Below are 25934 nucleotides of genomic sequence, written 5' to 3' on the forward strand. Positions count from 1 at the left end.
AAAAGCCATATTCCACCATCATTTTGATGAAACATGGCCTTTATCAATAAAATTCCATCTACTTTTTGTCCAGGCTTCTTACCGCATTCGGGGTTGTGCCCTCGTATTTTTTGAAAAACCGGTTCAGGCTCTGTACATTGTGGTAGCCCACCTGCTCTGCAACCTCCTGGGTTTTCAGCTCCGTTGTCTGGAGCAGCCTTTTTGCTTCCTTGATTCTCAGGCGGTTCACGTAATCCACAATACTGATATCCCCATCCTCTTTCATCACGCGGCGCATATAGGAATAGCTGATGCCCATATTGGCGGCGGCCTCCTCAAAATCAATATCTTCCTTATAATGCCCGTCCAGATAGGAGGTGATCCGGTCATACAGCTTCATATCCTCTTTCTGCTCATCGCTTTGCTCCAGATAGGTCAGTATAGTCTGAATAAATTCCTTCAAAAAGGCTTCTATCTCCTCTATGGTATCCTTTTCCGCAATCGCCGTATAAGCCTTTCTCCCATTACCCAGGAAACGGGATATCTTCACCTTTTCTTCCACAAGCGCCTTGATAATCGCCCCGATCAGCTGCTGGTAAATAAGCACCACATTATCATAGGAAATATCCTCTATGGCCACTATCTGCTCCCTGATGCGCTCCAGCTCCTGATCAATGGCATCCATTTTCTTCAATCGCAGGTAATTGATGATTTTATTCTCACTGTCATAGGGATAATAGTATCTCTGGCTCTCATTTATCCGGTCATTCCAGAAGATGATCTGATCCTTGCCCGCTATAATCCTGTGCTTCATCGCCGCCGTGGCCTCCGCCAGGCATTCATTCAGATCATCAATATCCGCATGCACAGAGCTGACGCCGATAGTCATCGTATAATCCAGAATTTTTTTGAGTTCCTCCTTAAAAATTCCCATGCGTCCGGTTATAAAGGACGCCACTTTACGCTGATCATAGGTTTTGATGTTCAGGACCACCGCACAGGTGGTGGAACGGAAGCGCATGGCCCTGGCCGCATATCCCTCCTGGTTCAGGTTCTTATTGAAAAGATCCTCTATTTGCAGGAAATAATACATACGCTCGTCAGAATTATATTTGCGCAGCAGATCGCTCCCCCCATCCACGCTTGCCAGAAGCACCATGAAATGCTCATAAGGGAACAGCTTCTCCAGGTTTTCCTTTTTCTCGCTGGATTCCAGCGTCCCGGTAAGCATTTCGCGCAGGTGGAGCCTCTGGGCGTCAGAATTCCTTTTTTCCAGGATATCGTGGATCTGGCTTTCTTCGAACTTCATCTTTTCAAATACATCGTTCAGATAATATATTTCATTTCTCGGCGCTTCTTTATCCGTCATTTTACCGGCCATTTTCTCCGTCATGTTTTCCTTTACACTGTTGAAAAGCATACGGAAGGGCTTAAATATCCGGTAGGATATAAGCAGCACCAGAATCGTTTCCACTGCCACGGCCAGGATAATCATCAGTACGGCGCTGTAGGAAATTTCCTTGGCCTGCCTCATTACCTCCTCCTGATTGTAGGTTGCCACATAGGTCCAGTTGTTGAAGCTTGACCTTTTAAAAGCACATAAATAGCGTCCGTCCGCCTCTTCATAGCCGAAATGCCCCTTTTCCAGCTTCATAGCCGAAATCCGTTCCATGATTTTACGTTCCTCATCTCCGGATGAAAACAACGCCTTATCAGGATGGCAGATCACATTATTATTTTCATCCAGGACATAGCAGATCCCCTGGGCCTGCCTGGATGGATTCAGGAAATCACTGAGCTTCGACAAATAAATATTACAGACAATCGTGCCTCCTTTGGCTGAAATCAGCGGGTTAATGGAATATACATAAGAGAGCACAGCAACCTGGTTCCGGTTGCTCTTTCCTTCCTCAGTCTCCTGAGTGGTATACAGATTCCTCGCCACCCATTTCCCAGAAAGCCCCGGCTTCTCACTGGTCTCCTCCTCAAGCCAGTCCATGGGGGAATAGTTATCCGCCCGGCAGATCCCTTTATCTGTGGAGATTACATAATCGCTGTCCTCGCTGATATAAAAGCAGGACTGCACCATTTTTTCCGTACCGAACAGCCTGTTCAGATAGGACTGCGCTTCCCAGGCCGTTTTCACCATCTCAAAATCGGAATTCAGGATCTGATAGGAATTGATTTCCCCCAAATTCCTGTACGAGGCGCTGTTGGCAAACTGTATCACATTCCTGGAAAAGCTGTTCAGAACCATTTCCGTCGCCTTGCTGAGCGATTCCAGGTTATCTACCTTGGATACCGCAATACTTTCCTCCGAGTATTTCGATACACGATCCATGGCATAATAGGAAAACAAAGAAGTGGGAATGATCAGGACACAAAAAATCATTATGAAAATCTGCCAGAACAAAGAAAAACGTTTCATACCTTACCCCCTGCAGTACGATGCCTATTCATTACCGGCCTTTTTGTTAAAACAAAAACTGCTGTTACCATTTTAACATATGCTCAGTCTCCGAACAACCGCCAACATTGACATCCCTGACAGCGTAGGAAAACGCTGCCAAACTGCCGCCAGCCTCATTCCTTGGGATAAAAAATACCGCCGCACTGTAAATCGGCAGCCTCTTCCCAACGGAAAAGCTGACGCATTCACAGCGCGGCGGACATTCATTGCGGCAGCCCAGCCTGGACCGCTGCAATTATCCTTCTTTTTATCCTGCTTCTTATTCTGTTTATTATTTTGTTAATTATTCTCCTAATCCCAGTCTGTTGACTGCGGAGAAAATAGCCCTCACGGAGGCTCTTGTAATATTGGAGCTTACACCCACGCCATAGGTAACCCGGCCGCTGTCCGCATCCAGAAGATGGATATAAGCCGCTGCCTGGGAATTGGATCCGCTCTGCAACGCATGCTCTTCGTAATCAAGCACCTTAATCCGCACGCCCAGCTCCATCTGCAGTCCCCTCTGTACGGCATCAATAGGACCGTTGCCCACAGCGGTATACTGCTTCGTCTCCCCGTGATCCGTATACTCCACGGTCACCCTGGTATCAAACTCCGAATTCGTTTCCCCGGTCAGATCATCAATCTTCAGCCTGCGGAAATGAATGGGTTCCTTCTTATCCAGATACTCGGCACGGAAGGATTCCATGATTTCATCCGGTGATACCTCGCCCTGCTTCTCGGAAATCTTCTGAATCACATTCGCAAATTCCTTATGCATGGCCTTCGGCAGCTTAAAGCCGAAATAAGTATCCATAATGAAGGCAACGCCGCCCTTCCCGGACTGGGAATTAATGCGGACAATCGGCTCATATTCCCGTCCGATATCGGAAGGATCGATCGGCAGATAAGGTACCTGCCAAATCTGGCTGTTCCTTTCCTTCATCGCCTGTACGCCCTTATTAATGGCATCCTGGTGGGAACCTGAAAATGCGGTGAATACCAGCTTGCCTGCATAGGGGTGTCTGGCATCGATGGGCATCTTGCAGCATCTTTCATATATCTCTATAATTTCATTAATGTGCTCAATATTCAGCTGTGGATCGATTCCCTGAGAGAACATATTATAAGCGATGGTCAGCAGATCCACATTTCCGGTACGCTCTCCGTTTCCAAAAAGAGTTCCCTCCACTCTTTCCGCTCCGGCCAGAAGCGCCAGCTCCGAGCTTGCCACGCCGGTTCCCCGGTCATTGTGGGGATGTACGCTGAGCACGATAGTTTCCCTGTTTTTGAAATGCCGGTTCATCCATTCAATCTGATCCGCATAAACATTGGGTGTATTCATCTCCACGGTGGAAGGAAGATTTATGATCATAGGCTCTTCCTTCGTAGGCCCCCAGGTATCCTGGACTGCCGTACAGATTTCCAATGCAAAATCCAGCTCCGTTCCCGTGAAGCTCTCCGGGGAATATTCAAGAATAATTTTACCCGGGAACTTTTCGGCGCGTTCCTTCACCATTTTAGTGCCCTTCACCGCGATAGCAATTATTTCTTCCCGGGAAGCATGGAATACCACGTCCCTCTGCAGGGTGGAGGTGGAATTGTAAATATGTACAACCGCCTGTTTACAGCCTTCAATGGATTCAAAGGTGCGGTCAATCAGCTCTTCCCTGCACTGGGTCAGCACCTGTACCCGCACGTCATCCGGTATCAGCTTACGGTCTACCAGCTGACGCAGGAAATCGAACTCTATCTGGCTCGCAGCCGGAAAGCCGATTTCGATCTCCTTAAAGCCCAGCTTTACCAGGTACTGGAACATCTCAATTTTTTCTTCCACAATCATGGGATCGATCAGCGCCTGGTTTCCATCCCGCAGGTCAACGCTGCACCACACCGGTGCCTTCTCAATCTCCTTCCCCGGCCATTCTCTTTCCGGGTAATCAATTACCGGATTCTTCCGGTATCTCTTATAATTCAGCATACGCTACCTCCTGTACAAAAACAGAACCGTCAGAGGCTTTCCCGTCCGGCTCCCGGTTTCTTACTGTATAATTACGCAGAAATTATGCAACAAAACACTCAACTAATAAAAGCACAAAAAATCAGCCCTCTCTGGCTACCGGAGCATTTGAGTTGGGCTGATTAACCTATCTATCATTCACCGAGACCGCTTTCGATCGCATTGACCAAAGCCTTCAAAGCCTCTTCTTCATCTTCACCCTCACAGGTAAGCTCTATCTCATCACCACACTTCACACATGCACCAAGTACGCTGAGAACACTTTTGGCATTCGCCGTACTGTCTCGGAACGTAAACGTAATCAGCGATTTAAACTGCATCGCTTCTTTACACAGGATGCCTGCCGGTCTTAGATGCAGCCCTGTAGGATTCTTTATAACAACCTTCTGGCTTACCATGAAAATACCTCCTGTTTCTTCTGCCCTGCAGGGAAAGCACTCCCTGCCTGCATTAAGTATATCATCATTCTGCTTACTTCTCAAGGGCTTTGCCCCGCGTTTTATGGCAGTTTTTACCCTTCAGCGTCAAAGCATAATATTCTGAATCAAATCTGCCAGCTTATGCGCCTCTTCCTCAATCATCCTCTGATCCTTGCCTTCAATCATTACGCGGACCTTAGGTTCCGTTCCGGAGGGCCTGATAAGCACCCTTCCCTCTCCTGCGAACTTACGGTTAAGCTCATCAATTGCCCCGGCAATTTCAGGGTATTCCATATATTTCTCTTTCTTGTGGTTGGGCACCTTCGCATTCACAAGCGCCTGCGGCATAACGGTCATCACCTTTGCCAGCTCGGAAAGAGGCTTCCCGGTATCCACCATTACCTCCAGAAGGTGCAGCGCGCTTAACAGGCCGTCCCCGGTGGTATTCTCATCCAGGAAAATCACATGACCCGACTGCTCTCCGCCCAGGCTGGCTCCGATTTCACGCATGCGCTCCAGCACATAACGGTCGCCCACCTTAGTCTGTTCCATCTGCAGATGTTCTCTTTCTCCCATTTTAAAGAAGCCAAGATTACTCATTACGGTAGCAACAATGGTGTCCTTTTTCAGCTTGCCCTGATCTCTCATATGGGTGCCCACAATAGCCATAATCTGGTCACCGTCGATAATTGTGCCGTTTTCGTCCACCGCAAGAAGCCTGTCGGCATCTCCGTCAAAAGCCAGGCCTACATGAGCCTTTTCGTAAACAACTCTGGCCTGCAGCTCTTCCATATGAGTGGATCCGCAGTTGGCATTGATGTTCGTTCCATCAGGCATATTGTGTATGGGAACCACATTGGCCCCCAGCTCCCTTAGTGCTTCCACGGAAGTGTAGTAGGAAGCGCCCTCCGCACAGTCAACAACAATTTTCAGCTCCGATAAATTTACCGGCACCGACTGAATCGCGTGATTGATATATTCTTCCCTGGCATCCGTCCGGTATTTGATTTTCCCTACTCTGGAACCGGTAGGCAGCTCCACTCCCTGCATCCCATTGCGGATAAGGTCCTCGATTTCATCCTCCAGACTGTCCGGCAGCTTATAGCCGTTTCCGTCAAAAAACTTGATCCCGTTAAATTCCACGGGATTATGGGATGCGGATATCACCACGCCCGCTTCCACCTTGTACTTCTTGGTAAGATACGCTACCGCCGGCGTGGGAATGACGCCTACATAAACGGCATTCGCGCCTACGCTGCAGATTCCCGCCATCAGCGCATTGGCAAGCATATCTCCTGAAATACGGGTATCGCAGCCAACCATAATGGTGGGCCTGTGTTCATTTTCCTTTGTCAGTACGGTCGCGCCTGCCTGGCCAAGCTGCATGGCAAGAAGCGGTGTCAGTTCTTCATTTGCAACGCCGCGCACGCCGTCAGTACCAAATAATCTAGCCATATTTTCCTCTCATTCTGCCTTAACAACGGCTGTAATCTAATCTATCTGTCCCCGGCTGCAGCTTCATTTATTAATCTACAGCCGCATTCTCGGAAACAGCAGGCTTCCGGCTTATTCGCCGCCCTCTCCCTCTGCTTCAGCTGTCTTCTGTATATTCAGGCGGGCCTTCGCCGGCGCTGTCTGCGTCACTCCCGGAGGCAGGGTAAACGTTACCTCCGCCTCTGCACTTCCTTCGGCCAGTTCCGTCTGATCCGTTTTCTGCATCCATTCGGCAATATCAATAGAACCCGCCAGATTATCCACATTTACCTGATCCAGATTCACCTGCAGTCCCCTGAGCCTCAGGGATACACGGCTGCCCTCGTCCAAAGTGACGGTATAGCCCTCCGGCACATTCTGAATCTGGATTCTGGAAGCTGCTACCTCTCTGGTGATATCCACAAGAGGCTCTATCTTCACAGTAACAGCTACCTTACCATTGAATTCTTCCCCATTCGTATTAGTCAAGGTTGTTCCCTCAGGAAGATAATTCCTTACATCAATCAGCCTTGTAACATCCGCCGTAGCGCCTGTCAGATCCAACTCATCCGCAGGAATAACGATTTCGGAAATATCCTTCACCACACTGCTCTTACCTGCAATCGTCACAGTTTCAGGGGCACAGCTCACTTCACCCGTAGCCACATAACCGGCCGCCGGTTCTCCTGTTGCAGACAGGCTGACAGGTACGGTTTTCGTCTCCAGTATTGTTATGGAAACCTTGGAGGTATTCACGCTTCTGGTAATGCTGCTGTCCGTTACTTCCTTGCCCTGTGCATCCAGCAGCCTGATTTTTTCCGTAATATTTATGCTGTCCGTCAAATCGCTGACATCAGCCTCTACCACCGCTTTTTTAACTTTTTCCACCACTGATTCAGGCCCTGAAATCTTCATGGCATTTCCGTCGGTTGTGGTAACCTTACCCACGATAAAACCATCCGCAGGCTCTCCTGTCTGTACTATTTCTATTACAAACTGTTTTTCCTTCTTATCTTCAACCTCCAGCTTCATGCTGTCTACGCTTCCGCTGATATCCTCTATCTGTTTGTCAATATATTTATTTACAGACAGCCTGATCGGCACTGTGTTGGTAAAGGACAGCTCTGAAAAATCAGCAGTCGCCGTAATGTCACTCACATTGATATTCTCCAGGACAGAACGGCTGGCACGGACCGTCACTGTAACCGTATCCGTATCATCAAGCACCTTGTAAAGTTTATTTTCATCTGTCAGAAGATTCGTATTCCTTGTCTCGACCCTCACATCCCGGAAAACCTTCCGTTCCACCGGGTCATTGATATTGACAGCCACAAGCCACAGCAGAATGGAAAATATCACCGCCATAATTTTCAGGCCAAGATTATTCCAAAGCTTATTTGTTTTTTTCATTCTTCGGCCATCCTTTCCAGAGCCTGTGTTCCTTCTCCTCCACCGGTTTATTCTGTATTTTCTTCAGCTGCTCCTCCAGTTCTGCAGAAGACAGGCCGCGGTAAAGCACACCGCTGTATGCCACGCTTATTTTGCCCGTTTCTTCGGAAACAATTACGGTCATGGAATCCGTTACCTCCGAGATACCCACGCCAGCTCTGTGACGCGTTCCCAAATCCTTGCTCAATGACATATTATCTGACAACGGAAGGTAACAGGTTGCGGAGGTAATCCGATCTCCGCGTACAATAACAGCACCGTCGTGAAGCGGTGTGTTGTGTTCAAAAATATTAATCAACAGCTGGCTGGTAATGATGCCGTCCACTTCGATTCCTGTTCTTTCATACTCCGTCAGGGGATCGTTCTGCTGGACAACAATGAGGGCGCCGGTTTTGACCTTGCCCATCTCCACACAGGCCTTTGCGATTTCATGGACCGTCTTATCGGAAAAAAGGCCCTGTTCTGTCTTTCCGATTTCAAAAGGCAGCAGGGATGCCAGAAATTCCTTTTTTCCCAGCTGCTCCAGCGCCTTACGCAGCTCCGGCTGCAGCACCACGACCAATGCAACCGCACCATACATAACCACATTCCTGGCTATCCACAGAATGGTATTCATCTCAAAAACGGCCGCAAGTATGATAAATACCATAATCAGCACAACGCCCTTGAAAAGCGCCCAGGCTTTTGTATTCTTTATCCATACCATGATGTGGTAAACGAGAAAGGAGATGATGAGTATCTCCACAATATCCGTTATCCTCAGAGATGGTACATGTGCAAAATATTTGTCTGCAAAGGTCTTAATCAGTTCCATATCCACCCAAACCCGCTATTTCCGCGCAGTGTCTCTCGAATGCGTATGTCTGGCATTTCTGCTGTTACGCTGCGTGGTAATCTTTTTCACTTTTTTCTCAGGCGTGGCCACCGTCATTTTGGGCACCGCCTTTACATAATAATAATACTCGTCATCCTCAAACTGCACCTTTTCCGTCCGGGAATAGTCCAGATTGAACCTGAAAAACTGTACGACAAACGCTGCAGCCATCGCTGCGATGCTTCCCAGGATTACACCCCCGATGGAAAAATTGGCGTCATAAATCAAATCCCCCACCATCAGGATTACGATATCCAGTAAAGCCCCTGCGACAATGGCAATTGTCCACGCATAATCCACGGAAAGCTTCCTGATCAGATAAACCATAATCACCGTCACCGCAAAAGCGGCAATAATAATCAGCATGGCCCTGTTTCCGAAAATACCGTCAAAAATATCACGGAACCTCTGGATTACGGATTCTGCCTCCGAAGAACCCAGTATGGAGGCATTGACATTCATATAGGTAATCAGATAATATACGATCACCCCGCAGGCTACGGTAACTGCGGCAAAGGGATTGCCCAGCAGACCGGCCACAAGAGGAGCCGCATAAGGGATCTTAAACGCAAACAGCATGGGAGTCACGATAACAAGGACCGCGCTTCCCGGGGAAAAACGGAAGTACAAAAGAAACATCAGTAAAAATACGACCAGCGCGGCAGCCGCGCATTCCAGGGATACTTCATAAAGATGAAGCGTTACAAATCCCGCCGCGACGAACAGAATAAAGTTCTTGGGCATAAAGGAGCAAATCAGAGCCACCACCAGCACCGCCGCCGCATTATCCAGCTGGCTCATGAATCCCAGCTGGCTGTTAATCATCAGCATGGAAACGAGCGCCAGGAGAAATTTCAGCACCGGCACTATATATTCCTCATATTTTACATAAAAGTTCCTGATATATTCTCTTACTACAAGTAATGATGTTGTCATAAATGTCCCTCTCAAGAATTCATGGCAGCCGCCCCGGGCAACAGGGGCCCACTCCCTTATTCCTCTTCCTCAAAGCCGTCATCCTCACCGCCCGAAAGCAGATCCAGCTCTTTGTCAAATTTAACCGTTGCTCTCAGGGCAAGGCCGTATCTTCTCTGGCTGATCACAAAGGCCGCCAGCAGATACACTCCGCAGAGCGCCAGATAGGCAAAGCCGAACTTTTTCCCAAGCCCCAGCAGATCAATGCTGTAAAAATCCGTCATCAGGCTATCCATCTCATAAACAAGATAAACAGCGAAGAGGATACAGAATGCAATAGTCACTGCAATCCAGGTCTTCAGCATCTGGAAGCCGACATAGTCACCTCTGAAATAACTGCAGACGGCCAGATTCTTCCTGCCGTCACCCGCCTCATATGCGGCCATCTTCGTCATAACCGCCACTTTATCCTTATTAATCATACCTACATTCCTCTGCCAATTGCCAGTGCTGCAAAATACACATGCTTCACACCTGCTTCCCTGCAGGCCTGTGCCACCGCGTCAATGGTGCTGCCGGTAGTGTATATGTCGTCTATAATTACAATCGTATTTAATTTTACATCATTCTGTACTATTTTAAAAGCTTTTTTCAAATTATTTTGACGCTTTGTACCCTCCAGCTCCTTCTGCGGCCTTGTATTCCGGGTTCTTTCCACGAAGCCCGTAAGAACCGGGATATCCAGCTGTTTCCCCAGTTCGGCCGCCAGCAGAGCCGCCTGGTTATACCCTCTTTTTTTCTCCCTCGCGGGGTGCAGCGGCACAGGTACCAGCGCATCCGGCTTCCATGACAGTATTTCCCTCCCCAGCCGGCCGGCCATGTCCTGCCCCAGAAACACTGCATATTCCTGTCTTCCGCCGTATTTCAGGCGGTACAGGGACAGCCTTATACTGCCATAGGAATACAGTGCGGCCCCTCTGTCATATATATGCCTTTTAGACCCGCAGTCATAACAATATTCGTTTTCTGCTTTCTCAAGCTGTTTTCCGCATTTCCGGCATCTTGGTTCTTTTATGTAAACCAGTTTATCCCTGCACTCGCTGCAGATATATGCGTTGGAAGGCTTTACAGGCCTGTCACACACGGGGCAGCGTCTGGGAAATGCCAGATCCAAAAGCATTTGCGGTAGTGTACTCCATACATTTTTCTTCATCAGGCTCCTTTAAGCCATGACTTCCTTAATCCTCACATCCAGGCTTGTATAGCGCCTGGCCTCACTTTCATTGGCGATCATATCCTGCACCACCTGCCTGCTTCCCAGGATCGTCACACAGCTTCTCGCCCTGGTCACGCCCGTGTAGAGAAGATTCCGGTTAAAAAGCATTCTCGGGCCGCCCAGCAGCGGCATGATAACCGCCGGATACTCGCTTCCCTGGGACTTGTGGATGGTGATGGCATACGCCAGCTCCACCTCTTCCAGCTGGGCGAAGGCATAAGAAACACGTCTTTGCTCATCAAACTCAATCGTTACAGTCTGCCCATATTCATCGATCTCCTTCAGGATTCCCATATCCCCATTGAAAATCCCCACACCATGATCCACAGGTATCCCGTATTTACTCACGATTTCCCATTCCAGCTGATAATTGTTTTTCGTCTGCATCACCTTGTCCCCTTCCCGGAACAGCGTGCTACCGGACTGATACTCCTTCTTGGAGGCGTCCTTCGGGTTCAGATAGGCCTGCAGAATCTGATTCAGTGCCTCCACTCCCAGATTACCCTTACGCATGGGCGTCAGCACCTGGATATCAAAAGGCCCGGACTTCACATATCTGGGAAGCTTTTCCTGAATCAGCAGAATCATATGCTTATAAATAACCTGGACATCGCTGCGTTCCAGGAAAAAGAAATCCCTGCTTTTATTATCCAGCGGAATCTCCTGGCCGTTATTGATTTTATGGGCGTTGACCACGATATCGCTTTCCCCGGCCTGGCGGAAAATCTTTTTCAGCTCAACTACGGAAAAGCTTCCGCTGTCTATCAAATCACGGAGCACCTGTCCCGGTCCCACAGACGGCAGCTGGTTCACATCCCCCACCAGAATCAGCCTGGTTCCCGGCGTAACTGCACGCAGAAGCGACTGGAACAAATGAATATCCACCATGGACATCTCATCCACAATGACCACATCCGCTTCCAGTGGATTTTCCTCATTTTTCTCAAAACGGGCATTCTTACCGTATCGGTTCTCCTCCTCCAGCATGGCGCCGTTGAGCTCAAGCAGACGGTGAATGGTGCGCGCTTCATAGCCGGTGGCTTCCGTCATCCGCTTTGCCGCCCTGCCGGTAGGCGCTGCCAGAAGGATATCCAGCCCCTCCGCCTCAAAATAACGGATCATAGTATTGATCGTGGTTGTTTTTCCCGTTCCCGGCCCTCCTGAAAGGATAAAAATACCATGCTTAATGCTTTCCAGAACCGCCTGCTGCTGCAGCTCCTCCAGTTCAATGCCCAGTCTGCGGGCCAGCTTTTCTATCTCCGCAAGCATCTTCTCTTCTTCAGAGGGAAGCAGCTCCCCGCCGAAAACCATGCTTACATTCAGCTCCTGCAGCATACGCGCACATGCAAGCTCCGCATAATAAAAGGAGGATGCATACACCGATTTATTTTCTCCGTCCTGCTTCACCATGATTTTTTTATCCATGGCCAGGTTGGGAATCTGGATGCTTACATAATCCTCCTGCAGCCCCAGAAGCACCGCCGCCTTTGCAGTCAGCTCCTGATAAGGAAGGAAGGTATGCCCGTCCATGGCCGCCAGCTGCAGGGTATACAGAATGCCGCTCCTGATACGGAAATCCGAATCCGTGTGGATGCCTATTCTTGCCGCCAGCTCATCCGCTCTTTTAAAGCCGATGCCTTCTATGTCCTCCGCCAGGCGATAAGGATTTTCCTCCAGTACTCCATAAACCTCCATGCCATAGGTATTATATATTTTAATGGCAAGCGTATTGGAAATGCCGAATTTCTGCAGGTAAATCATGGCCTCCCGCATACCCTTCTTTTCTTCCATCAGGGTGCTGATTTCCATGGCCTTCCGTTCACTGATCCCTTTGATTTCAGCCAGCCGCTCCGGTTCCTGTTCTATGATACGGAAGGTATCCTTACCGAATTTTTTTACAATACGGGCCGCCAGAGACGGGCCGATCCCCTTGATGGCGCCGGATCCCAGATAGCGTTCGATGCTGCTTTCATCCTCAGGGGCCACAGCTTCATAGCTTTCCACCTTGAACTGGCTTCCGTATACCGCATGCTCCACATAGCCGCCTGTCAGCTCCAGATTTTCGCCCTCATCCAGGGCGCGGAAGGTGCCCACGCAGGTAACCTCTTCGCCTTCGGCCACCAGCTCAAAAACCGAATAACCGTTTCCGGTATTTCTGTATATAATGTGTTCCACGTAACCTGATATTTTTTCCACCGGTAAACTCCTAACATCTCTGTTCTAATCAGACCGGGTGTCAAAAGGGCTACCCCGACGGAGTAGCCCTGAATCTATACCTTGTCAAATACTGCTTAAATTTCGTCCTTATATCCTACCAGGAATTCCACATATTTACCTGTGCCGATTGCCACTGCTGTCATGGGATCCTCTGCGGTCATGGTGTTGATTCCCGTCCTGTCGGAAATCAGCTCCTCCAGCCCGCGCAGAAGGCTGCCGCCGCCGGTAAGCACGATTCCGCGATCCGCGATATCCGCAGCCAGCTCCGGAGGAGTTCTCTCCAGCACGCTGTGGATGGCTTCCACGATCTGCAGGGTAGGCTCCCTGAGGGCTTCCTCCGTTTCCTCGGAGGAAACCTTCACCGTTTTGGGAAGGCCGGTTACCAGGTTACGTCCCCTGACATCCATAAAATCAGGTTCGGGACGCTTATAGGCGGAACCAATCTTTATCTTGATATCCTCTGCGGTTCTTTCGCCAATCAAAAGGTTATGTTTTTTACGCATATAGCGTACCAGTGACTCGTCAAAATCATCACCGGCAATCTTAATAGAGGCGCTTACTACCGTACCGCCCAGTGAAATTACAGCGATATCCGAAGTACCGCCGCCGATATCCACAATCATATTACCGCAGGGACGGGAAATATCGATGCCTGCACCAATGGCTGCCGCAATCGGCTCCTCTATAATGGAAACCTCGCGTGCGCCTGCCTGATAGGTTGCATCCTCAACAGCCTTCTTCTCAACCTCTGTTACACCGCTGGGAACACAGACTGCGATCCTGGGCTTTCTGAAGGTCTTCCTGCCAAGCGCCTTCTGGATAAAATGCTTCAGCATCTTTTCAGTAACTGTATAATCGGAAATAACACCCTGGCGAAGCGGCCTTACCGCAACAATATTGCCGGGTGTACGTCCAAGCATCAGCCTGGCATCCTCGCCGATGGCCTTGATTTTATTCGTGTCTCTGTCAAACGCTACTACGCTGGGCTCTTTCAGAACAACGCCCTTTCCTCTGATATACACTAAAATACTGGCGGTACCCAGGTCAATTCCAATATCTGTATACTGCATAATTTCCTCCATTCCAAATGAAGATGGCGCGGAAGACTGTCCAATAAATCCCCTGCGCTTCCTTCTGCCTCTATTATATTATGGACCATTCTTTATGAATCAAGCATATATTTTACAAATTACGTAAAATTGCGAAATATCAATGAAAAAAACCTGTCGGACGCAAGCGTAAAATATACCGTCTGTTATTATAACCTAAAAACGTTCTTATGGAAAGTCTTTTCATAAAAATTTAAAGAATACACCGCTTTACCGCATAGTTGCAGGCGGCAATACAGAATCAGGGCCTTGCAGCGCGAAATATTAACGGTAAAACGATGCATTCCTTATAATCTATTGGTTTTTTCAATCTGCCTGGTTCATTTTTCTCTGCATCCAGTTTACAGCAGAATTTCTAAGCGGAAATTTTATGCAGTTTTCTGTTCTTACATAATTAATCCATCGGCGAGTGTTTCGCCTTATCCAGCATCTTCCCTACATAATAGCCGGTATAGGAGCCTTCACAGGCCGCCACCTTTTCCGGCGTGCCTTCCGCGATCACGGTTCCGCCGCCATCTCCGCCTTCCGGCCCCATATCTATGATGTAATCCGCAGTTTTGATCACATCCAGGTTATGCTCAATAACGATTACCGTATTGCCTCCGTCGGCCAGCCGGTGCAGTATTTCCACCAGCTTGTGCACATCCGCAAAATGAAGGCCTGTTGTAGGTTCATCCAGAATATAGATTGTCTTTCCCGTACTCCTGCGGCTCAGCTCCGTAGCCAGCTTGATCCTCTGAGCCTCGCCGCCGGAAAGGGTTGTGGAGGGCTGTCCCAGCTTGATGTAGGAAAGGCCCACATCGTAGAGCGTTTCTATCTTTCTGCGGATACTGGGAACATTTTCGAAGAAGCCAACCGCTTCCTCCACGGTCATATCCAGCACGTCAAAAATACTTTTTCCTTTATACTTAACCTCCAGAGTCTCCCTGTTATAACGTTTGCCGCCGCAGACCTCGCAGGGTACATATACATCGGGCAGGAAATGCATTTCAATCTTGATGATTCCGTCGCCGCCACAGGCCTCGCATCTTCCGCCTTTCACATTGAAGCTGAATCTTCCTTTCTTGTAACCCTTTGCCTTGGCATCCTGGGTGGACGCAAACAGATCACGGATCATATCAAATACGCCGGTATAGGTGGCCGGATTGGAACGGGGCGTACGGCCGATGGGGGACTGATCAATATCAATGACCTTATCCAGCTGGTCGATTCCTTCGATTCCCTTATTTTTCCCGGGTATTGTTCTGGCTCTGTTCAGGTCGCGTGCCAGTGTCTTATAAAGTATTTCATTCACCAGGGAGCTTTTTCCCGAACCGGAAACGCCGGTTACACAGGTCATGACTCCCAGGGGGAACTTCACATCAATATTCCTCAGGTTATTCTCCGCGGCGCCCTTTACCTTAATCCATCCCGCAGGCTTCCTGCGTTTTTCGGGAACCGGAATGGAAAGCGCCCCGCTCAGGTACTGTCCCGTGATGGATTCCGGTATATTCATCAGCTCCTCCGCCGTACCGCAGGCAACCACCTCACCGCCGTGAGAGCCTGCGCCGGGACCGATATCCACGATATAGTCCGCCGCCAGCATAGTATCCTCGTCATGCTCCACAACGAGAAGCGTATTCCCTAAATCACGGAGATTTTTCAGCGTGTTCAGAAGCTTATCGTTGTCACGCTGATGCAGTCCGATACTTGGCTCATCCAGGATATAGCATACGCCTACCAGGCCGGAGCCAATCTGGGTTGCAAGGCGGATACGCTGCGCCTCGCCGCCTGACAGTGTTCCCGTAGCTCTTGACAGGGACAGGTATTCCAGTCCCACATCCACCAGGAAACCGACCCTCGCCCTGATTTCCTTCAGGATCTGTTTGCCGATAAGCTCCTGCTGTTTTGTCAGCTGCATATTATCCAGATATTCCTTCAGATTGCGGATGGACATGGAAGTAACCTCGTAAATATTCCTGTCGCATACCGTTACGGCCAGCGCTGCTTTTTTCAGTCGCATCCCCTGGCAGACATTACAGGGAGTAATGCTCATGAAAGTTTCATACTCCTGCTTCATAATATCTGACGCAGTCTCCCTGTAGCGGCGCTCCACATTCTTAATCAGCCCCTCAAAGGCCACCGGATACACGCCTTTTCCCCGCTGTCCCTGATAGAAGACCTCCACCTCACGGCCGCCGGTTCCATGAATCAGGACATCCTTTATCTTATCCGGATACTTTTCAAAAGGGGTATCCAGGCTGAAATGATATTCCTTGGCCAAAGCCTGCAGGATTGCATTGGTAAAGCTGGAAGTATCGTTGCAGGACTGCCATCCCATTACCGCAATCGCGCCTTCATTGATGCTCAGCCGTTTATCAGGAATCATCAGATCCACATCAAATTCCATCTTATAACCCAGGCCGAAGCACTCCGGGCAGGCGCCGAAGGGATTGTTGAAGGAAAAGCTTCTTGGCTCGATTTCATCAACGCTGATTCCGCAGTCAGGACAGGCGAAGCTCTGGCTGAAGGTCATGGTTTCCCCGTCTATGACATCCACAATAAGCAGTCCGTCTGTAAGCGCAAGCACGCTTTCAATGGAGTCCGTAAGGCGGCGTTCAATACCCTCCTTAACCACCAGACGATCCACAACGATTTCTATATTATGCTTGATATTTTTATCCAGCTTGATTTCTTCCGACAGCTCATACAGGTTTCCGTCCACTCTTACACGGACGTAGCCGCTTCTTTTGGCGCGCTCCAGCACCTTGGCATGCTCGCCCTTCCTGCCCCTTACTACGGGCGCCAGCAGCTGTATCCTGGAACCGTCGGGCAGGCCCATAATCTGATCTACCATCTGATCTACCGTCTGCTTTTTAATTTCCTTTCCGCACTTGGGGCAGTGGGGGATACCGATCCGGGCATATAAAAGACGGAAATAGTCATAAATTTCGGTTACGGTTCCCACTGTAGATCTGGGGTTTCTGTTGGTGGATTTCTGGTCGATGGATATCGCCGGAGAAAGTCCTTCGATTTTTTCCACGTTGGGCTTTTCCATCTGTCCCAGGAACTGTCTTGCATAGGACGACAGGGACTCCATATACCTTCTCTGTCCCTCCGCATAAATTGTGTCAAATGCAAGTGAAGATTTTCCCGAACCGGACAATCCGGTCAGGACTACCAGTTCATTTCTGGGTATATCCACGTCTATATTCTTCAGATTATGCTCATTCGCCCCACGGATTTTTATAAATTCACGGGGTCTCATCTTTATGCTTTCCTGTTCCATGCTCTGGTCTGTGCTCCTTTCAAAGCAGGCCGGACCCGCCGGCCCGCGCCGTATTCTTTCCTAACCATCCTGTTTCCGGACAGTTATCCTTATTCCTTCATTTTTGCCAATGTTTTCTTAAGCTCTACCATCTTGTCACGCAGTTCTGCGGCAGCTTCGAAATTCAGATCCGCAGCGGCCTGCTTCATCTTCTTCTGGATATCTCCAATCAGCTTCTCCAGCTCCTTCTCGTCCATGGACTCAGGATCCTTTTCAAAGCGTACCTCTTCCTTGGCGATTACCTTCGATATACTGATCAAATCACGCACGCTCTTTTTAATGGTCTGCGGCGTAATTCCGTGTTCTTCGTTATATTTCTGCTGGATTTCCCTACGCCTGTTAGTTTCGCTGATGGCGGCATTCATGGAATCCGTCATGTTATCCGCATACATGATAACATGCCCTTCCGCATTTCTGGCCGCACGGCCAATCGTCTGTATCAATGAAGTCTCTGAACGCAGGAAGCCCTCTTTATCGGCGTCCAGGATGGCTACAAGGGAAATCTCCGGGATATCCAGGCCTTCTCTGAGCAGGTTGATACCCACAAGGACATCGAATACATCCAGCCGCATATCCCGGATGATTTCCGCCCGTTCCAGCGTATCAATATCAGAATGCAGGTACTTCACCCGGATTCCCACCTCACGCATATAATCGGTTAAATCCTCTGCCATACGCTTTGTCAGCGTAGTCACCAGCACCTTGTTGTGTTTATCCGTTTCCTTTCTGATTTCACCGATCAGGTCATCGATCTGTCCTTCCACAGGGCGCACGATAACCTCCGGATCAAGCAATCCGGTAGGACGGATAATCTGCTCCGTACGCAGCAGCTCATGCGCCTCTTCATAAGCGGAAGGCGTTGCGGACACAAAAAGCAGCTGATCAATATGTGATTCAAACTCTTCAAAATTCAGCGGCCGGTTATCCAGCGCGGAGGGCAGTCGGAAGCCGTAATCAACAAGCGTCATCTTCCTGGAACGGTCGCCCGCGAACATTCCTCTGATCTGGGGAATGGTAATATGGGACTCATCTATCATAATCAGGAAATCATCCCCGAAAAAGTCAAGGAGCGTCATAGGCGGTTCACCGGGCTGCGTGCCATTCAGATGCCTGGAATAGTTTTCAATACCGGAGCAGAACCCGGTCTCACGCAGCATCTCAATATCAAAGTTAGTCCTTTCAGAAATACGCTGTGCCTCCAGGAGCTTGTCTTCTCCCTTAAAATACCGGATACGTTCTTCCAGCTCCTGTTCAATATTATCACAGGCTATATTTATCTTTCCCTGTGAAACCACATAATGGGAGGCGGGGAAAATAGCGATATGCTCCAGTGTAGCATGCAGCTTCCCGCTCAGCGGATCCACCTGGGCAATCCGATCAATCTCGTCCCCGAAAAATTCCACCCTTATCAGGTAATCGCCGCCCTGCGCCGGATAAATCTCCACGCTGTCCCCGCGGACACGGAAGCAGCCGCGGCTTAAATCCATATCATTTCTGTCATATTGTATGTCTATCAGTTCCCGCAGAACCGCATCCCTGTCCTTCACCATGCCGGGGCGCAATGACACAATCATGTCCTTGTATTCATCCGGGCTTCCCAGACCGTAAATGCAGGACACGCTGGCCACCACAATGACATCCTTGCGCTCCGCCAGCGATGCGGTAGCTGACAGGCGCAGCTTGTCTATCTCATCGTTGATGGAGGAATCCTTGGCAATGTAGGTGTCTGAGGAAGGGACGTAGGCTTCCGGCTGGTAGTAGTCGTAGTAGGAGACAAAATACTCCACCGCGTTCTCCGGGAAGAACTCCTTGAACTCGCCGTAGAGCTGTCCCGCCAGCGTCTTATTGTGAGCAATGATGAGGGTTGGTTTCTGTAATTGCTGGATGACGTTGGCCATGGTGAAAGTCTTGCCAGAGCCCGTAACCCCCAGCAAAGTCTGGAATTGGTTGCCTTCTTTGAAGCCTTTTACCAGAGCTTCGATTGCCTGCGGCTGGTCGCCGGTGGGCTGGTATTCACTGTGTAATTTGAACTCCATATTGTGTTTTTACCTCCTTGGTGACCCTGAAAAAAGTACGTCTATTAGGCAGAAATTCGTAATCTGAATCATTTTCGCCCTGCCTAATAGACGAACTTTTGCTATTTTACGAATGAAAGTCACTAAAACCTATTTTTCGAAACGCCGCAACACTATATAAAACCTGGTGGAATTAGTATTCCTAAAGGTCACTAAACGATACAAAGACTGCCTAGCAGTCCTTTCATCACTCGGAACATGCTGTTCCTCGTTGAATTATAACATGGACAGTTCAAAAAGTATAGCCACAAGACGGAACATTTGTTCTTTTTCTTGTGGCCTTTTTCTTGTGGCTATATTTTCCCATTTCTATTCACTTTATATAAGGTAATCTTTCGCCGAAATCATCACATCAATGTTTTCGGTGACAAACGCCATCTCCTCCGGATCTGGTAAAACCTCACCTATAAACGGCTGAAGCTCATCCACACAGTCGGCAATATTACTCCGGTTATCGCCATATACAACCATCGTAATCAGCTCTTTGGCATGTTCCATCAGTTTCGATACTGCCTTGGGATTAAAGTCATTCTTTAATAGTATGGTATAAAAGGCGCTTCGTAAATCATGTCAGCGAATATCTGGAAGATGATTTTCCTGCAAAAGCTGTTAGTAATACTTCCAATGAAAATCTTTACTCCGGGGCTTTTCATAAGTGGAACAACGCAAGTGTCATAAAGTGCTTACACTTGTTTAAACAAACGGTTTCTCAACATTTTATGAATTATATTACTTCTTGTTACATATAATAATACCCTACTGGAGGTATATTATGAAAAATAATATTTCATATTCCCATCTTTATGATATGCTCGGCGAAATATATACTATTTTAAAAGCACAAAATTACCCCGATGAATATCTAGAAGCACTACAAAACTCTCAAAAGGCATTGCTAACTTTAGAATTACTAAATATATCTCGCTATACTCCCTCCGATTGACTAAATATTTCATTATACATTGGTTGCATATCTAATGGTATCTCACTTATCGCCTTATGAATACGTAACTTAATAATAGTAGCGCTTGCCTGTACACCGACATATTTTCCATCTACACTCACACATCCTGGAACTAAATTAACCAGCAAATTTAGCCACTCTGTAACATTTTTAGTGGAATACTTGGTTCCTAATTTTCTATTCAATTCCCTTCTTACAACTTCTGTTACTGGAGCTTCAGTATCTGTTTTCTGTAATTGATAGATTACATCAACTAATTCATAATATGGCGGAGTTTCAACATCCATTTTTTCTACGTTATCTATCCATTGATGAACTTCATTAGGTGAAAAGCAATTTTCAAAAAGATCTCTGATTTTATCCAGCCCTAACTGTTTTGGCGTTACCATCAGTAACAATTTTATTAAATCTTTTGCAGTTATCATTGTCACATGTTCTCTTTTAGACTCATTAGATATTGCACTTTCATCATCTTTAGAGCCTTGATAATCAATCGCTACTTCCATGCAATAATCAGCGTGATATTTTTCTTGATGTCTTTTCAAACCAGACAGATGAGCAGTACCTGCTGCAATACTTTTTTTTGACGTGCTTTTCGCATCATATGTCAGTGAATAGCCTCTTGGGTTTCCATTATCATCATACCCAAGAAATGCCTCTGCTTTCCCATCTGGCTCGTTATTTCCACCAATTGGGGTTACTTCAAATCCTATTGCAGTCAAAACTCTTTCAATAGCATCTTCTAATCCACTTGGATTATCTAATGAGTCTTTTAAAAACATTGCCACTGCTGGAATCCCTTGGCGATCTGATAAAGCAAGCTGGCGTAATGTTCTATCTCTTCTTCTAATTATTCCATTGACAATATCCTCATCTAAACCTATCTCATACAGATGTGCTTCAGTTAACACTTCAGTAATTATCATACTTTCCAAAGGAATCATATTGCTGTTTGCATCAATATAATTTGCAACATATGGATGCGCTTTGTTAATAACTAAAGTTCTATTTTTAAGATTTAATTTAGCTAATGGGGCATCTATTGTGTTAAAATCCCAAGCAATATTTTCTATTACCTGCTCTCCCGTTTCCAAATCTTTTTCATATAGATTTAATAATTCATCTTTATCTTCCTCATCTAGCTTTTCTATTAAAATAGGATTAACTATCTGAGATGAATAATAATTTTGAACAAAATCATATATAGGTTTTTTGGACGTCAAGTAAGACGTTTGTGCCATTCTTGATGAAATTGACCTTTTTTGCTCAATTTGAATTTGTTGGTCAAAATAATACTTTTTTACTTCATTATTAAATTTCTTCTTTATGTATTCCTTTAGCTGAGTAAATGGTTGTGAATCCTTTACTGCCTCTCTTGTAGACGTTAAATTATTATCTAATTCATCTGCATTTATAATTATTCTTGTTCGATTGAACGCACCATGCGAAAATGCTTCCATTCCAAGCAATGGATCATCCAAATTTATCAATCTTTCTCTAATACTCAAAAAAATGCCATGACTCCGACCTAATTCCGATGACTTTCCCTCAACCAACGAATCTTCGTACAGAACGAACTCTCCATTAATACCTGATAGGTTAGGCATATCCACAAAATATATCTGATTACCATATTTATCTGTTTCTTCCCTACATTCGACTCCTGTAATTTTCTCAGCAGTCAAATCATCCTTTCCAATTATCCACTTTTTCATAATAGGAACTTTTATTTTTGAAGACTCAATTAAAGCACCATTAAATTCTAACTGAAATCCTGGATTTAGTGGCAATGCAGTACTTAAAATCCATTTTAATCGTCCTATTTTAATTTCCCCTGCTTTAGGTTTTAATTCGGTCATCAAAGAGACTGTCCATGATTCTTCTGCGCCTTTATCAAATAATGAAAAACTCAACATATCATTCTGAATGTAATATGATAATAAAGTTTTTGCCTCCTCCTCACTAACCTGACGTTCTGCTATAAATAGGCTTTTATTATCTTCTTTTATCAAATTGTAATCCATTGTAGCTAATATATATTTATTTTCTTTCTTAGAAATATAAGTTAATTTTCTAGCCAATATATAAGTCGCTAATTTACCTATACCAAATTGTCCTATTTGTAATCTTCGGTTATCCCTTTCATTATTATTTCTTTTAGACGATTCACCAATTTTCCATAAAGCTTTTAATTCAGATGGAGTTAATCCTTCTCCATTATCACAAACCCATATATACGCTCCCTCAACAGTCAAATCAGATGGAACATAAACCGCAACTTTACTTGCAAACGCATCATAAGAATTACATATTAATTCTTCAAACGCTTTATTAGGACTTGAATATAAACCAGCCGAAAACAATTCAATTATTCTATGGCTTATCGTCACTTCAATATCATCTATTTTCGTTCCCGCAGTATCTAAATTCATTCCTAAAGCCTCCCACTAATAATAAATTCTTCATGATATACTTTGCGTTTTGACTTGTCTTTTGAGAACTTACCAGTTTCATCCCTATAAGGTATACAAATCCGTTTTGATATTGTTCTCTTCCCAATTTTAATATCATGGAACTTATTTTTTTCCAATACCTCTACAAGATGTCTAGAATTTTGTATCTTTACGTTTTTATATTCTGTATCACCTACAACAAAAAAAACCATGCCTCCATCTCGTAACATGCCATAACATTTTTCTACAGCATTTTGCATATCTACATAATATCTAGCTACCGATTTTACTTTGGACATGGGCATCCCAATATTTATTAACTGCTCGCAAATATTTTTCCCTGTATTATTCAAATTTTTCATATCCATAAAAAAAGCATCACTATTATATACACTACCAATGGAACCCCTACGTAATGTTCTATAGTCATCTGCATAGCCAAGCCACAATGATGAAAGTTGATGCAAATCGGCATACTCATAAGATGTAACATAAGGTGGACTTGTTATTATTAAATCTACTTTAGGTAAATTTTCTTCATTTAAAAAATTTGTACATTTAATAATCGTATTCGCATTAGCAACCTTTATTTCTTCCACTGCTTTAATAAATTTATGTAAGTGCATATCAAACTGCCCTAAAACATCTATCTCTTTTTTATTAGGATCTACTTGCGGTTTTATAGATTTAGTCAACCACTTTGAACAGGCTTTCAAAATAGAAGAAAAAATACATTCGAATGCCTCTCTATATTTTCCTTCTGGAATTTCACAAACAATTGCATAATGTAATTTATACAAAACACAATACGATTTTTCATAATACCAATATTGAAGCCTCGCATTTGCTCTCAAATACAAGTCATCTGGAAAATCCAAATTTTCTATTTTTATCTTTATTCTTTCATAATAATACAAGATTTCATCTACATTATATGTATTACTTTTAGTTCTTGCTATTAATGTAGCTACTGGATTGATATCACATCCCCAAAAATCATATCCATGTATCTTAGCCTCTAATGCAACTGTTCCACATCCACAAAATATATCTGATACATTTTTAATTTTTACACCTTCATTTTGAGCGTATTCAAATGCTTTCCAAGCTATAAATGCTGGAAATTTTGCTGGATATGAATGAATTGTATGCATTATCAGCTCACTATCGTTGCTATCGTTCCAATCACTATCAATATTTACTGCTTCGTAATCGAATTTTTCTCCCACTTTGACAGGAACCATATTTTTCAACCTCATTTTCTATAGCATTCAGATTTACTTAGTTCTTCTTTAATTACACCACTTTACAACTTTACAAATGAATCACCTGTTTTAAAGCTTAGGTAAGCCGTTTGGAATTTATACTGGTTTCGATGTTTTTCACCAAAGTGGCATAAAATATCTGAGCCCGTATCTGCTCACTCAGTACAAAACGGAATTCCTGAACACTTTCATTGCGGAACTCCGCAAAGAGTTCGTCCTGATAAGGCAGTAACTTCATTGCACAATAACTGATATTGATTATGTTCACCAGCATTTCAATTCCTTTACGGCTGCGTGCCATGTAATTACAGAGTGACCAGAACGTTTTCTGCTCATAGTAACTAACTTCGATATTCCACCGCATTGAATAGCAGAATAATGGTATATATTTCATCCAGCCGCTTCCTGTCTGGTTCAGAGGTGCTTTCTCCTGCCATGCGCAGAAGATTTGCATAGTCTCCAGAAATATGGTGCTGGAAAACAGGCGTCTTGTTCCACCGCTTTTCTCGGTGGAAGTTACATAGGCAAGAACTTCCCTGGAACCAAAGATATTGGTCAAAACTCGGCGTACACCCGTATAATAATCTCCTATTCTTTCATCAGAGAGCACAAAGTCATTTTCTATAGACAGACGTTATCCATGCTTTGCAGGTCTGCCCCTCCGGCCAGTCGGTGCTTTAGAAAGATCATACAGGACAAAATCGCATCGTGCATTCCCAATCAGATTGAGATTTGGATATTCGTCAACGATGGAAACAAGTTTTTTCTTCGCATACCAGCTGTCACATAGAATGATAACATCTTTTTTCTTCCTGAAGTCTGGCATTACCTGACGGATCATGGAAGCCGCAAGCTCCAGTTTTGAATCCGTTTTCTGCCACACCCGGTATACGAGTGGTACAGAAAGATAGGATACCTTACTGTTATTCCATACCGAAACACAGAGCATGACACTTACAAAACAATGACCCTTCAAATAGTTTGAACCATTATGGGCAGCATGGTAAAACAGTTTGGAGACATTTTCAAATTTCTCTCCGAATTTGGAGATCATAGTATCATCAACACATAAAAATACCGGTTGAGATTTTAGAGTATCCTGAATCAGATTCAATGCGATTTTTGCAGTAACATTCATAAATCTGGAATAGTCAGCTTTAGCATAGGAACAGGCGTAATAAAATACATTCAAAGATTTTTCAGTAATACCAGAGAAAAAATGGCGATACAGGGAGCGGATGGAATCGGCGGATTCCAATACAAGTATAGAAAGGACTAATAAAAACAGGGTATCAACCGTAGGTGCAGAAAAAGTTTCAAAATAAATATGAAAATACTGATAAAGTCTATCCATTAAATTTTTTTGTTAATAAAGTTGTAAAGTGGAGTTTAATGATTAAACCTCCAATAATCTTTTAATGTATTATCCCTACTTTCCACTAATTAACTTACACATTTTTCTTTTCATGATTTAAACTATATATTTCTTTTATTATTTTTGATTATCGCTAGTAAATCTTTTATAGTACCTCGCGATTCCAATTATAACAAATACAAAAACTTTACACAATATATGGCCTTACTTTTAAAATAGATTTATAGTGTGAAAAAAAGTAGAGGACAGCCAAAAAGTGGCTCACTAATCTAAGCTGTCAAGAAATGGCAACTTTTTGAAGTGTTGATTTTCGAA

The 25934-nt window shown here is 45.5% G+C and carries 19 protein-coding genes; 1 reads left to right on the forward strand and 18 read right to left on the reverse strand.

The features are described from left to right. Positions 1-58: 58 nt before the first annotated feature. The 14 genes from DXC51_RS28315 to DXC51_RS28385 form a co-directional block, all read right to left on the reverse strand. Positions 59-2407, reverse strand: a complete 2349-nt coding sequence (locus tag DXC51_RS28315; protein WP_117545968.1) for an AraC family transcriptional regulator — start codon at positions 2405-2407, stop codon at positions 59-61. 325 nt (positions 2408-2732) lie between these two features. Next, positions 2733-4409, reverse strand: a complete 1677-nt coding sequence (leuA, locus tag DXC51_RS28325) for a 2-isopropylmalate synthase (RefSeq protein WP_021638724.1) — start codon at positions 4407-4409, stop codon at positions 2733-2735. Between the two features lie 173 nt (positions 4410-4582). Further along, complete coding sequence (locus tag DXC51_RS28330) at positions 4583-4846, reverse strand: HPr family phosphocarrier protein (protein ID WP_009251435.1); 264 nt, start codon at positions 4844-4846, stop codon at positions 4583-4585. 126 nt (positions 4847-4972) lie between these two features. Beyond that, on the reverse strand, positions 4973-6322 hold the full coding sequence (glmM, locus tag DXC51_RS28335; RefSeq protein WP_021638726.1) for a phosphoglucosamine mutase: 1350 nt from the start codon (positions 6320-6322) through the stop codon (positions 4973-4975). A 111-nt stretch (positions 6323-6433) separates the two neighbouring features. Next, a complete protein-coding gene (locus tag DXC51_RS28340) occupies positions 6434-7750 on the reverse strand; it encodes a CdaR family protein (protein ID WP_117545972.1) in 1317 nt (438 codons plus the stop codon). Then, entirely contained in the window at positions 7734-8603 is an 870-nt protein-coding gene (gene cdaA / locus DXC51_RS28345) for a diadenylate cyclase CdaA (protein WP_021638728.1), read from the reverse strand. Before cdaA ends, DXC51_RS28340 begins: the two co-directional genes overlap by 17 nt. A 15-nt stretch (positions 8604-8618) precedes the next feature. Beyond that, positions 8619-9599: a hypothetical protein gene (locus DXC51_RS28350; RefSeq protein ID WP_021638729.1), complete on the reverse strand. Its 981-nt coding sequence runs from the start codon at positions 9597-9599 to the stop codon at positions 8619-8621. Positions 9600-9655: 56 nt separating this feature from the next. After that, a complete protein-coding gene (locus DXC51_RS28355; protein ID WP_021638730.1) occupies positions 9656-10060 on the reverse strand; it encodes a hypothetical protein in 405 nt (134 codons plus the stop codon). Between the two features lie 2 nt (positions 10061-10062). Beyond that, positions 10063-10791, reverse strand: a complete 729-nt coding sequence (locus tag DXC51_RS28360; protein ID WP_117545974.1) for a ComF family protein — start codon at positions 10789-10791, stop codon at positions 10063-10065. A 9-nt stretch (positions 10792-10800) separates the two neighbouring features. Then, positions 10801-13050, reverse strand: coding sequence for an SF1B family DNA helicase RecD2 (recD2, locus tag DXC51_RS28365; RefSeq protein WP_117545976.1), 2250 nt, complete (start codon positions 13048-13050; stop codon positions 10801-10803). Between the two features lie 95 nt (positions 13051-13145). Continuing rightward, the gene (mreB, locus tag DXC51_RS28370) at positions 13146-14141 is read right to left on the reverse strand and encodes a rod shape-determining protein (RefSeq protein WP_025488416.1); all 996 of its coding nucleotides are present in this window, start codon (positions 14139-14141) and stop codon (positions 13146-13148) included. A 433-nt stretch (positions 14142-14574) separates the two neighbouring features. Further along, positions 14575-17427, reverse strand: a complete 2853-nt coding sequence (gene uvrA / locus DXC51_RS28375) for an excinuclease ABC subunit UvrA (RefSeq protein WP_243003288.1) — start codon at positions 17425-17427, stop codon at positions 14575-14577. A 110-nt stretch (positions 17428-17537) separates the two neighbouring features. Continuing rightward, the gene (gene uvrB / locus DXC51_RS28380) at positions 17538-19523 is read right to left on the reverse strand and encodes an excinuclease ABC subunit UvrB (RefSeq protein ID WP_117545980.1); all 1986 of its coding nucleotides are present in this window, start codon (positions 19521-19523) and stop codon (positions 17538-17540) included. A gap of 357 nt (positions 19524-19880) precedes the next feature. Continuing rightward, complete coding sequence (locus DXC51_RS28385) at positions 19881-20060, reverse strand: hypothetical protein (RefSeq protein ID WP_117545982.1); 180 nt, start codon at positions 20058-20060, stop codon at positions 19881-19883. Positions 20061-20334: 274 nt separating this feature from the next. On the opposite strand from DXC51_RS28385, the gene DXC51_RS29765 reads away from it, so the two are divergent. Next, the gene (locus DXC51_RS29765; protein ID WP_171042621.1) at positions 20335-20505 is read left to right on the forward strand and encodes a hypothetical protein; all 171 of its coding nucleotides are present in this window, start codon (positions 20335-20337) and stop codon (positions 20503-20505) included. On the opposite strand, the gene DXC51_RS28390 is transcribed toward DXC51_RS29765, so the two are convergent. The 4 genes from DXC51_RS28390 to DXC51_RS30870 all read right to left on the reverse strand — a co-directional run bounded on the left by DXC51_RS28390 (position 20487) and on the right by DXC51_RS30870 (position 25598). Then, complete coding sequence (locus tag DXC51_RS28390) at positions 20487-22958, reverse strand: ATP-binding protein (protein ID WP_117545984.1); 2472 nt, start codon at positions 22956-22958, stop codon at positions 20487-20489. The two genes, DXC51_RS29765 and DXC51_RS28390, sit on opposite strands and share 19 nt — an antisense overlap. Positions 22959-22960: 2 nt before the next feature. Continuing rightward, on the reverse strand, positions 22961-24223 hold the full coding sequence (locus DXC51_RS28395; protein WP_117545986.1) for a class I SAM-dependent methyltransferase: 1263 nt from the start codon (positions 24221-24223) through the stop codon (positions 22961-22963). Between the two features lie 97 nt (positions 24224-24320). Beyond that, positions 24321-24638: a hypothetical protein gene (locus DXC51_RS30865; RefSeq protein WP_330413888.1), complete on the reverse strand. Its 318-nt coding sequence runs from the start codon at positions 24636-24638 to the stop codon at positions 24321-24323. A gap of 240 nt (positions 24639-24878) precedes the next feature. Beyond that, complete coding sequence (locus DXC51_RS30870; protein ID WP_330413889.1) at positions 24879-25598, reverse strand: IS701 family transposase; 720 nt, start codon at positions 25596-25598, stop codon at positions 24879-24881. Positions 25599-25934 lie beyond the last annotated feature (336 nt).

Source organism: Eisenbergiella massiliensis (assembly GCF_003435485.1).

Excerpts from the sequence above, each read along its gene's own strand:
- mreB (WP_025488416.1), bottom strand. The coding sequence starts at position 14,141 with ATGCAGTATACAGATATTGGAATTGACCTGGGTACCGCCAGTATTTTA.
- glmM (WP_021638726.1), bottom strand. The coding sequence starts at position 6,322 with ATGGCTAGATTATTTGGTACTGACGGCGTGCGCGGCGTTGCAAATGAA.
- DXC51_RS28355 (WP_021638730.1), bottom strand. The coding sequence starts at position 10,060 with ATGATTAATAAGGATAAAGTGGCGGTTATGACGAAGATGGCCGCATAT.
- cdaA (WP_021638728.1), bottom strand. The coding sequence starts at position 8,603 with ATGGAACTGATTAAGACCTTTGCAGACAAATATTTTGCACATGTACCA.
- DXC51_RS28390 (WP_117545984.1), bottom strand. The coding sequence starts at position 22,958 with ATGAATTTAGATACTGCGGGAACGAAAATAGATGATATTGAAGTGACG.
- uvrB (WP_117545980.1), bottom strand. The coding sequence starts at position 19,523 with ATGGAGTTCAAATTACACAGTGAATACCAGCCCACCGGCGACCAGCCG.
- DXC51_RS30865 (WP_330413888.1), bottom strand. The coding sequence starts at position 24,638 with ATGAAATATATACCATTATTCTGCTATTCAATGCGGTGGAATATCGAA.
- uvrA (WP_243003288.1), bottom strand. The coding sequence starts at position 17,427 with ATGAGACCCCGTGAATTTATAAAAATCCGTGGGGCGAATGAGCATAAT.
- DXC51_RS28385 (WP_117545982.1), bottom strand. The coding sequence starts at position 20,060 with ATGGAACATGCCAAAGAGCTGATTACGATGGTTGTATATGGCGATAAC.
- DXC51_RS28340 (WP_117545972.1), bottom strand. The coding sequence starts at position 7,750 with ATGAAAAAAACAAATAAGCTTTGGAATAATCTTGGCCTGAAAATTATG.
- leuA (WP_021638724.1), bottom strand. The coding sequence starts at position 4,409 with ATGCTGAATTATAAGAGATACCGGAAGAATCCGGTAATTGATTACCCG.
- DXC51_RS30870 (WP_330413889.1), bottom strand. The coding sequence starts at position 25,598 with ATGGATAGACTTTATCAGTATTTTCATATTTATTTTGAAACTTTTTCT.
- DXC51_RS28350 (WP_021638729.1), bottom strand. The coding sequence starts at position 9,599 with ATGACAACATCATTACTTGTAGTAAGAGAATATATCAGGAACTTTTAT.
- DXC51_RS28395 (WP_117545986.1), bottom strand. The coding sequence starts at position 24,223 with ATGGTTCCTGTCAAAGTGGGAGAAAAATTCGATTACGAAGCAGTAAAT.
- DXC51_RS28360 (WP_117545974.1), bottom strand. The coding sequence starts at position 10,791 with ATGAAGAAAAATGTATGGAGTACACTACCGCAAATGCTTTTGGATCTG.
- DXC51_RS28330 (WP_009251435.1), bottom strand. The coding sequence starts at position 4,846 with ATGGTAAGCCAGAAGGTTGTTATAAAGAATCCTACAGGGCTGCATCTA.
- DXC51_RS29765 (WP_171042621.1), top strand. The coding sequence starts at position 20,335 with ATGAAAAATAATATTTCATATTCCCATCTTTATGATATGCTCGGCGAA.
- DXC51_RS28315 (WP_117545968.1), bottom strand. The coding sequence starts at position 2,407 with ATGAAACGTTTTTCTTTGTTCTGGCAGATTTTCATAATGATTTTTTGT.